Source organism: Frankia sp. CoWAU3, from assembly GCF_977971855.1.
This window is the reverse complement of the sequence record NZ_CDWWXB010000045.1, coordinates 17,779-21,044: the sequence shown is the minus strand read 5'-3', so window position 1 is coordinate 21,044 and position 3,266 is coordinate 17,779. Positions and strand designations below refer to the sequence as shown.

At 68.6% G+C, this 3,266-nt stretch carries 3 protein-coding genes; all 3 read right to left on the bottom strand.

Annotated features, from left to right (window positions below):
- Window positions 1–8: 8 nt before the first annotated feature.
- The gene (locus AC08ON_RS06820) at window positions 9–413 is read right to left on the bottom strand and encodes a VOC family protein (protein WP_476606905.1); all 405 of its coding nucleotides are present in this window, start codon (window positions 411–413) and stop codon (window positions 9–11) included.
- A 162-nt stretch (window positions 414–575) separates the two neighbouring features.
- Window positions 576–1,706 (bottom strand): family 43 glycosylhydrolase, encoded by a 1,131-nt coding sequence (locus AC08ON_RS06815; RefSeq protein ID WP_476606906.1) that lies wholly within the window; start codon window positions 1,704–1,706, stop codon window positions 576–578.
- A gap of 72 nt (window positions 1,707–1,778) precedes the next feature.
- The coding region (locus AC08ON_RS06810) for a SulP family inorganic anion transporter (protein WP_476616644.1) at window positions 1,779–3,266 on the bottom strand (1,488 nt) is incomplete at its 5' end.

Sequence of the window (3,266 nt, the reverse complement as noted above, 5' to 3'; positions counted from 1 at the left end):
CACCCATCTCAGACTGCTCTGGAATCTGCTTCGAATCCCCCGTAGGGACGGGTGATGATCTCTATGCCGTGACCGGCCGGGTCCAGGAAGTACAACCCGCGTCCGCCGTCATTATGATTGATCTCGCCCGGGTGCTTGCGGTGCGGATCCGCATAGTAGGTGATCCCGGCCCGTTGGATCCGCTCGAACGCCGCGTCGAACTCCTCCTCGGAGATCAGGAACGCGTAGTGCTGCACAGTGATCGACCCAACCGGGGCGGTGGCGAAGTCCAAGGTGACACCGTTTGCGGTGACGACTGGGATGAACGGTCCCCACGCGGCGCCGACCTCGAGATCCAGGATATCCGCCAGAAACTCGGCCGATTCCCGGTTATTCCGGGCATGCACAATAGTATGATTCAGTTCGACTGGCATATGGAACTTCTCCGTAAGTCGCTTGGTCTGTAAGGCACTTTGTTCGTGAGTCGCTCTGTCGGCATCTCCATGGCCTCGTGGTCCTCGGTGGAGATACCGGGAATGCCCGGATCCGGAATGTCGTAGTCCGCGAAGACGACGGGGAGCCGGCCCATCACCTGGTTATCCCACCCGGTCCTCGCCGTCTACCCGATCCTCGTGCTGCCGGCGGCGCTCGTGGGGCGGGTCACGCTCATCCGGATCAAGAACCCGTCCCCGGACGAGGGAATCGACGTGCAGCGTCACCGCGTCCCGGGTGACGTCGAGCGGAGCGACGACGAACCGACCGATCGGCAGGTAGGCGCCGTCGGGTCGGGAGTCCCAGCTGTGCAGCCCCACCCACCAGCGGTCCCGCGCGTCGGTGAAGGCATGGGCCCCGTTCGGTCCGAAGCCGACCTTTCCCCCGGTCAGCATCGGTTCGCCCGCCGGCAGGCAGGGCCCGAGCGGCCCTTTGCACGACGCGGTCGCCACCACCTGCCGTCCACCGAGCGGCGACGCGGCCGAATAGAGCAGATGGTGACGCCCGCGGGCTGAGATCATCGATGGTGCCGAGATCCGCCCCTGCTGCCAGGACAGGCTCGGGCGGAGCATGATGGCGGGTTCGCCGGTGAGCACGAGTCCGTCGGACCGCAGCCGCGCCGCCCACAGGGTGGGCGGCGCGCCGTGGTTCCGGTCCGAGCCGCCGCCCGCCCCGGGGCTCGCCCAGGCCAGGTAGGCGCGTCCGGCTTCGTCGACGAAGGGACTCGGATCCGAGCTGCCGCCGTCCGCGGTCTGGCAGATGAAGGGCGCGAGGGAGGTGTCGACGAACGGACCGTCGGCGGAGTCGGCGGTCGCCGCGGAGATACAGCGGACGCCGAGGCCACGCACGGCCGTCGCGTAGTACATGACGAACCCGTGGCCGAAGGCGCCGACGGCAGCCGGGCCGAGGCCGCCCGCGGGATCGGCCCAGGGCGGCAGGGCGCGCAGCGCGGCCGGCTCGATCGTCCAGCTCCGGCGGTCCCGGCTGGAGAGCACGTCAACGGTGCCGGGGGAGTCCGGGTCCACACCGAAGGCATAGGTTGTCCGGTTGCGGGTGATCAGGGACGGGGCTGAGAACTCGATCCCGGGGACGAGGACGGCCCGGGAACCCGGGCTCGGGCCGGACCTGGCAAGGTACAACCCGCCTAGGACGATGATGACGACGACCACGGCGGGCTGGCGCCGGGCGAAGTCGATCAGACCCTGAGTGAGCCCGGCGCCCTTCTCTCCGGCCATCCCGCCACCATCCTCAAGGCAATTATCTGAGTAAGCATCTAATGGCAGAGTGTATTCGCGGTCAGCTCGACCTCACCGGACGCGGGTGGGCGCCGGTTCGGTCGGTGCCGGTTCCACCTGCGCCGGCTCGGCGGACAGCTTGTGCAGCAGAGTGGCACTGCGGGCGTTCACCCCGACCAGGTTCACCTGCGTGCCGCGTTCGCGGTACTTCGCGCGCACGTCGTCGAGGGCGGTGACCGCCGCCGAATCGAGAAGGTGGGCCTCCGAGAGGTCGATGACCACCCGTTCGGGGTCGCACGCGTAGTCGAAGGCGTTCACCAGATCACTGGTCGATGCGAAGAACAGCGTGCCCTGGACGACGTAGATCCTCTCCCGGCCCTCCGGGTCGAGCACGCTGGTCACCAGCGCCAGGTTTGCGGCCCGGCGGGTGAACAGCAACGCGGCCAGCATGACGCCCACCCCGACGCCGTAGGCGAGGTTGTGGGTGGGCACCACGACGGCGACGGTCGCCACCATGACCGCGGTCTCGCCGCGGGGCATCCGGCGCAGCGTCGAGGGCTGGATGCTGCGCCACTCGAAGGTCATGACCGACACCAGGATCATCACCGCGACCAGCGCCGACATCGGGATGACCCGTACGAGGTCGCGCAGCGGGACGACCAGCATGAGCAGGAAAGCGCCGGCGGCGAAGGTCGACAGCCGGCCCCGCCCGCCCGAGTTGACGTTCACCATCGTCTGGCCGATCATGGCGCAGCCGCCCATCCCGCCGAAGAACCCGTTGACGATGTTGGCGACACCCAGGCCCCAGGATTCGCGGTTCGGGTCATGCGTGGTGTCGGTCAACCGGTCCACGATCTGCGCGGTCAGCAGCGTCTCCACCAAGCCGACGGCGGTGAGCGCCACCACGTACGGGGCGATGATCCGCAGTGTCTCCCAGGTCAGCGGCACGTCAGGCACACCGGGGACGGGCAGTGAGCTCGGCAGCCGGCCCTCGTTGCCGACGGTAGGGACGGAGATGTTGAAACCGGCGGTGACGAGGGTGAGGACCGCCACCGCCACGAGCGGCGGCGGGACCGCTCTGGTCAGGCGGGGGAGAGCCAGCAGGATGGCGAGGCCCGCGGCGACGAGGGCGTAGACCTGCCACGACTTGCCGATCACGTGCGGCATCTGCGCGGTGAAGATGAGGATGGCCAGCGCGTTGACGAAGCCGATCATCGCGCTCCGCGGGACGAACCGCATCAACCGTGCCACCCGGAGCCGGCCGAGCACAAACATCAGCAGGCCCACCCCGATGGTCGTCGCCAGCAGGTAGTTCAGGCCGTGGTCGCGGACCAGGGGGGCTGCGACGAGGGCCATGGAGCCTGCCGCCGCCGAGATCATCGCCGGGCGTCCGCCGGTGAACGCGATGACCACCGAGATGGTGAACGACGCGAACAGACCGACCTTCGGATCGACCCCCGCCACCACGGAGAAGGAGATCGTCTCCGGGATCAGCGCGAGCGCGGTCACCAGGCCGGCGAGCAGTTCCACCCGGATGTGACGAACTCCCGGCCAGCGGCC